Genomic DNA, 6,862 nt, shown 5'->3' with positions numbered 1-6,862 from the left:
TTTGTGATCGCAATTGGGGGCGAACGCACGCATCTGAGCGAATTTAAGGACCGGCTAGAACGAGCCATGGTGCTGGAATCGCAAGACATGATGCCGGACGTCGTCACGATGAATTCGACCATTCGGCTGCTTGATTTAGATCTGAACGAAGCCGATACTTACACGCTGGTTTATCCCGAGGAAGCTTGTATTGCCGAAGGGAAATTATCGATTCTTTCGCCGCTTGGCACGATGATTTTTGGATGTCGGGTCGGAGAAAGCGTGACGTGCCATGTCTCGGGGCATCAGAATCGAAAGCGGGTCGAGAAAATTACTTTTCAACCCGAACGCATCGGCGCCTTTAATTTGTAGCAGCCTATCGCCACTGGCGAACTCTATTCCGACAACCCTTGTCGAGAACGCAAACGGGCGATCATGGCCACGGCGGACGCCGCGAGTAAAAGCGTGCTAAAGGCGAAGTACCCGACCACCACTAATAAGTTTCCAACATTGGCGACTGCCTCTTCATCTTCGATTAGGTTGCCGTCAAGCGGCAATGAAAATGCCGCCGAGAAGGGACTGGTCACGCCCAGCCACTCGGCGCGCCGAATCGATTCCGTAGGGAATTCCAAAATCGTCATCAACGCGGTCATCGCGGGCGGGCCGACGTACAGCAATAGCAACACAATATAGGTGGACATCAATGCGATCGAGGTTTTGCGCTGAAATAGCGAGCACAGTTGAGCGATGGTGGCGTTGACCAAACAAACCATCAAAACAATCGCAAACATCCCCAGCACGCTTGCCCAGTTGCTCCAATAACTGTAGTTCAGCACGCCGCCAAGCAGCAGCGGCCATAATAGGAAGCAGGTTAAGACAGCGGAGATGCGAAAGCCGACGATAAATTTGCCCCACAAGATTTGACTGGGCGTCAAGGTGGTTGTTAACAGCAAATCAAGTGTTTGACGTTCGCGTTCGCTAGTCATCGATCCCGCTAAAAAGACCGGGCCGACCAGCATATTAAAAACGATCACGTAAACCGAAAACCACGCGATCTTTTCGTCCATGTAGAACAAAAATGCCCCCATCATCGGGATCGCCAACAGCATGCTGATTTGAATTACCAGCCGCAGCATCAAGGTGCCTTGAGCAAAGATCTCGCTATGGATTTCTTTGTCATAGACCGGGTTCGCTCCATCGGCCATCAACTCGGATTTCTTTGGCGGCGCGAACAGTCGGTCGGGGAATTGATCAGGCTGGATCACTAGCCCCACGGCTTCTTCGGCTTCCCGCTCTAAATCGATCACCTCCTTGCCTTCGCTGCCAACATCGGGAGGATAAAGCATCCGCCCGGCGGCAGCCGAGCACATCAAGATCACCGCGGATAACGCAAACGCGGGAATCACCAACAGTGCGAGTTTTAATCGCAATTCGCCCTGCCCTTCGAGCGAGGCCCAGAACAGAATCGCTCCGATCACCAACGGCAGGATGAACAAGTAGCTGACGACTAACGAGCTGCTTGTTCGCGAAAAATAGCTGCTGCAAAACACTCCAATCGCGCCGAACAGAATCACCGAAACGATCAACCCCAAATAGGCCGCCAAGACTTCGTAGACGCTGACGCCGCCCAGCGGAAGACAGAGCACGATGATCGGTAGCGAAGCCAGAATCAGCATACCGAGGTGCGTCAAACTCGCGACCATTTTTCCAAACACGATCGCGCCGGGACGCAGTGGACTGGCCAACAACATCTCATACGTATGACGTTCTTTTTCTCCGGTGATCGTTCCGGCTGCAAAGCTGGGGGCCATCAACGATGCGATCACGTATTGGCCAAGAAAAAATAAATTGACCAGCTTCGTTGCCGATGGCGGGCTGATCGTAAGGTCAAGACGCTGTTCGCTTGGCCATGCCATCAACACAACCGTCGCGAGTAGCAGTTGATAGAGTCCGAGCAGAAAAAATGCACGATTCGTACGCAGGTTTCCCAGCAATTCACGTTGAAGAACGGGATTTTCAAAAACGTACATGGTCGGGTGATTCTAGCGATGTGGAATTAGAGAGGCGTTTTGGACGGTTGGCCTGCGTGTTCGCTGACATAGGTTGGGACCGCATAGCCAGGTAAGCGGCTGCGGATGCGGTTGATTAGTTCAAGCCCTTGCTGGACCGGGACTTCAAAGTGCTTCGTACCTTTCACGCGATCCAGTTGATGCAAGTAATAAGGTTGAATGCGATGATTGACCAATTTCATACACAGATCAACCAACGTCTGTTCATCGTCGTTCACGCCACGTAGCAGGACGGCTTGATTCAACACTGGAATTCCCGCGTCAACAAGCATCTCCATCCGAGCGATCACCGACGAGTCTAACTCATTGGCATGGTTGCAGTGCACGACGAACCAAATTGCCGAACGCGTTTCTTTCAGTTTGCTACAGAGAGCTTCGGTGACACGTTGAGGGATCACGATTGGTAATCGAGTGTGGATCCGAATTCGGCGAATATGCGGGATCGCATCGATTTGGTCGATCAATTCGAAAAGCTTGGTATCGGTCAGCGTCAGTGGGTCGCCGCCGCTGAGGATGACCTCTTCGACGTCGGGGCGAGATTGGACGTACTGGATAGCCGGAGCCCAGTTTTCGCGTCGTGATCCCGCTTCTTGGTAGGGGAATTCGCGGCGAAAACAGTACCGGCAATGCACCGCGCAGACCCCCGATGCGATCAGCAGGACGCGGCCGTCATATTTGTGAATTACCCCCCCGGCCGCTAGCGAGTCGAGATCCCCGACGGGGTCCGAGACAAACTGAGGGTCCAAGACCAATTCGTCGCCGATCGGCAACACTTGGCGAAGCAGCGGGTCGTCGGGGTCGCCCGGTGCGATTCGGCTTAAAAATTCGAGCGGCACGAAGGTTGGAAACGTCTCGAGCTGCCCTGCCACGGCGTCGGCGGGCAAATTCAGCCGTTCGAGAAGCTGTTTTTTGCTGCGAATCGCCTTCCGCATTGCGGTTTGCCAGTCCACTGCCGCGAGATTGGGGGGCTGGATTGTGGCTGAGAAAAGCTGCTCAGGACGGGGCGGGACAAGAACCCGCGATCGCGTTAGAATCTGGTCCGGTTGCTCCTGAGGCTGGGGTGCTGAGTCGTTTTGCGGTTCAGCCGGCACGGGATTGAACTTGTCCGATTCGCGAGGGGAAGTTTCCTGGATCATTCAGTTTCTAGTGGATGCAACCAATCAATAATTAAAAAATCCCCATCCCTCGAAAACATTGACTCGTAAAGACGGGACCGTCGTCTATGGCTACTTATAACACAAGTGACTTCCGCAAAGGACTTAAGGTCCAAATTGATGGTGAACCTTACATCATGACGGAAATGATGTTTGTCAAACCTGGTAAAGGCAACGCACTTTACAAATGCAAACTTAAGAATCTGATCCGTGGAACCTCGCTTGACCGCACCTACAAAGGGGGCGACTCACTCGAATCGGCGGACGTGGAAACAACCGACGTGCAATTTTTGTATCGCAACGGGGAAGATTACGTTTTCATGCACAACGAGTCGTTCGAGCAGTTCGAAGTCACCAGCGATGTTGCAGGCGACATTTGGAAGTATTTGAAGGACGGCATTGCGTGCGCAATGACGCTGTACAACGGTAACGCCATTATCGTTGAACCACCAAATCACTTTGAATTGGAGGTCATTGAATGCGTTCCCGGCACCAAGGGAGACACCGCGACCAACGTCACCAAGCCTGCCAAGGTGGAAACCGGTGCGGAGTTCAACGTGCCTGGATTCATCAAAGAAGGAAATGTGATCAAGATCGATACGCGATCGGGCGAATATATCGAACGCGTCAGCAACTAAGGCGACCGCTCGGTTTCGTTTTCAGAATCGCTCGGTCGCGAACGCTGCCAAGGATTTCGGCACATCTCGCGATGCCGTCGATCTCGCTTGAAAGCTCCTTTTTTTGCGCCCTGAAAGTTGGGAGATCGCGGCGGTTGCCGATTGGGCGCCGCTGCGTCTCTCGCTTTTCCTCTATTTTTAGCCGCGTCTTTTACAAATCTCTAATGCCTATGAAATGAACGCATTGCTGCGTTTTTTCGAATAAATTGCCATGGTCAACACGCTCTTCCTTCCTGAATTACGAGAAATGTTGGCTGAGCAAAATCGGGCTGAGCTCGAAGAGTTCTGCACGACGCTGAACCCGGGGCGTACCGCCGAGTTTATGGAGGGGCTTTCCAACGAAGAGGCGTGGGAAGTGCTTCAATATGCCGAGCCATCGCGTCGCTCGGAGATTTTTGGCTACTTCAATGAAGAACGCCAATTAGAGATGCTTCGCGATCATGATCCGTCGCAAGTCGCGGCGTTGGTCGAAGAGATTCCGGCGGACGATCGCGTTGACTTGATCCAAGAATTGTCGGACGAACGTGTCCAAGAAATTCTGCCGCTGTTACCGGTTCAAGATCGTCGCAACATTCAGCGTCTTCGTTCGTATCAGGGCGAGACCGCCGGCGGCTTGATGACGACCGAGGTTGCCAAGCTGGGCGAGAAACTGAGTGCTCGTGAGGCGCTCGATGAACTGGGGCGTCAGGCCAGCCAGCTCGAAACGATCTACTACCTATACGTCGTTGACGAAGACGACTCGCTCCGCGGAATTGTCTCGACACGACAATTGGTTTCGTCGCTGGCGCACCCCGAATTAACACTCGGGGATATGATGGAAACCGATGTCGTCGTCGCCAATGTGACCGAAGACCAAGAATCGGTGGCTCATAAAGTCGAGCGATTCAACTTGCTAGCCATCCCCGTGGTCGATGCGAGTCGGCGATTGCTCGGAATTATCACGCATGATGACGTGATCGACGTCGTTCGTGAGGAATTGACCGAGGACGCCCAGCGGATTGCCGCGGTGGCTCCCTTGGAAGACGACTTTCTTCGCATCGGTTTGCTGACGCTGTCGTGGAAACGAGGGATTTGGCTGACGATTTTGTTTTTTGCCGCGCTGTTGACCGCGTTTGCACTGCGTCACTACGAAGAGGAATTGCAGCAATTCGTCTGGTTGGTCTGGTTCATCCCGCTGATCATTAGTGCAGGTGGGAATTCGGGCAGCCAATCGGCGACGTTGGTCATCACCGCGATGACAAGCGGTCAAGTCAAATTCCGCGACTGGCACCGCGTCTTGATTCGCGAGAGCGTGGTGTCGTTGCTGTTAGGCAGCTTTTTGGCGTTGATTGGCTTTGCCGTCGCGATATTCGTGGCTCCTTCGGTTCGCGACGCGCTGGTCATTCCGATCACGTTGTTGGCGGTCATCGTCTGCGGCTGTCTGTGTGGCGCGACGTTGCCCATCGTCTTCAAGCGGGCGGGATTGGACCCGGCGCTAATGAGCAACCCGTTTGTCGCCGGAATTGTCGACATCTTGGGCATCGTGATCTATATCAATGTCGGCCGCGTGCTGCTGGGCTAGTTGCCGCCCTGCTTTGCGCAGCGAAAAAAAACGAAACCACAAGCGACCGCGGACCTTACTCGGCTTCGCCGAATTCAACGGTGGGTCGAGTTCAACGGTGGTGAGTTGGCCCGCGAATAATTACAATGAGGGCTTGTTTTCCCCACCTCCGCTCCCCCCGAAATCATCAAGGCCAATAATGACGCTTGTGCGACAACTTTTCACGGCACTCACCATGGCGTTAGCCGCGATAACGCTTCAGCCCGCTGGTGCGGAAGACTCCGTGTTTATTGAAGCAGAAAGCTTCGCTGAGCCCGGCGGTTGGAAACTCGATACCCAATCGATCATGACGATGGGGTCCCCCTACATGATCGCCCACGGGATGGGAAAACCGGTCGAAAATGCGACAGCGACGGTCAAATTTCCGAGCACAGGAACGTACCACGTGTTCGCACGCACCAAGGATTGGGTCGCTCGCTGGGATGCTCCTGGTGCTCCAGGCAAATTCCAAATCGCGGTGAATGGCAAGACGCTCGAGCACACCTTCGGAACCAAAAGTGCCGAATGGTTTTGGGAGCCCGGCGGAACGATTGAAATCAACGACACGAACGCCACGGTAACGCTGCAGGATCTAACCGGATTCGATGGCCGCTGTGACGCGATTTATTTCACGAAATCGGGCGCAGAGCCACCTAACGAATCAACGGTGTTAGGACCGTGGCGTCGCAAACAACTCGGTTTGGGCGAAAAGCCCACCGAAAAAAGTGGCTATGACATCGTCGTCATCGGTGGCGGTTACTCCGGCATGGGGACCGCGATTTCCGCAGCACGCATGGGTTGCAAAGTGGCGTTGGTGCAAAACCGCGGCGTGTTGGGCGGAAACGGATCGAGTGAAATTCGCGTTTGGGCGATGGGGCACGTCCGTCGTGGTAATTATCCTCGCGTCGGTGAAATTGTGACCGAGTTTTCAGATAACGCCACCAAGTCACCGGGCACCTACGAAGAATTCGAAGATGCCAAAAAAGAAGCGATCGTGCGGGCTGAACCCAATATCGATTTGTTCTTGAACCATCACGCCTATCACGTCGAAACGAAAGATAACCAAATCGAAAGCGTGATGGCGTTTGATACTCGCAGCGGCGATCAAATCCGCTTTGCCGGAACTCTGTTTGCCGATTGCACCGGCCATGCCACGATCGGATTCCTCGCCGGTGCCGATAGCGAAATGACTCCCGAGGGCCGCATGGGCATGAGTAACATGTGGGCGTGGGACGAAGCGGACAGCCCTACCGAATTTCCTGAAACGCCATGGGCACTGCAGTTGAGCATGGACGATTTCCCCTATCCACGTGACCACCACGGTCAATGGTTCTGGGAAAGTGGATTTGATAAGGACCCGATCCAGCATGCCGAAGCAATCCGCGATTGGAATTTGCGAGCGGT

General features: G+C 53.9%; 6 protein-coding genes. 4 read left to right on the top strand and 2 right to left on the bottom strand.

Annotation, left to right across the window (positions count from 1 at the left end; translation table 11 throughout):
• Positions 1 to 351, top strand: a 351-nt coding sequence (locus tag ABX962_RS25755; RefSeq protein ID WP_372723629.1) for a GreA/GreB family elongation factor, incomplete at its 5' end; no start/stop codon positions are given.
• Between the two features lie 23 nt (positions 352 to 374).
• On the opposite strand, the gene ABX962_RS25750 is transcribed toward ABX962_RS25755, so the two are convergent.
• Both ABX962_RS25750 and epmB read right to left on the bottom strand, forming a co-directional pair.
• Positions 375 to 2,009, bottom strand: coding sequence for an ABC transporter permease subunit (locus ABX962_RS25750; RefSeq protein ID WP_372723627.1), 1,635 nt, complete (start codon positions 2,007 to 2,009; stop codon positions 375 to 377).
• A gap of 26 nt (positions 2,010 to 2,035) precedes the next feature.
• Positions 2,036 to 3,184, bottom strand: a complete 1,149-nt coding sequence (epmB, locus tag ABX962_RS25745; RefSeq protein ID WP_372723625.1) for an EF-P beta-lysylation protein EpmB — start codon at positions 3,182 to 3,184, stop codon at positions 2,036 to 2,038.
• 86 nt (positions 3,185 to 3,270) lie between these two features.
• Here epmB and efp point away from each other — a divergent pair, with 86 nt between their 5' ends.
• The 3 genes from efp to ABX962_RS25730 form a co-directional block, all read left to right on the top strand.
• The gene (gene efp / locus ABX962_RS25740; protein WP_372723623.1) at positions 3,271 to 3,840 is read left to right on the top strand and encodes an elongation factor P; all 570 of its coding nucleotides are present in this window, start codon (positions 3,271 to 3,273) and stop codon (positions 3,838 to 3,840) included.
• A 250-nt stretch (positions 3,841 to 4,090) separates the two neighbouring features.
• Complete coding sequence (mgtE, locus tag ABX962_RS25735) at positions 4,091 to 5,440, top strand: magnesium transporter (protein ID WP_372723621.1); 1,350 nt, start codon at positions 4,091 to 4,093, stop codon at positions 5,438 to 5,440.
• A gap of 178 nt (positions 5,441 to 5,618) precedes the next feature.
• On the top strand, positions 5,619 to 6,862 hold a 1,244-nt coding region (locus ABX962_RS25730; RefSeq protein WP_372723620.1), incomplete at its 3' end, for an FAD-dependent oxidoreductase.

The sequence above is a fragment of the Novipirellula sp. genome, assembly GCF_041583735.1.
Taxonomy (GTDB): domain Bacteria; phylum Planctomycetota; class Planctomycetia; order Pirellulales; family Pirellulaceae; genus Novipirellula.
This window is presented reverse-complemented; position numbering and strand designations above follow the sequence as displayed.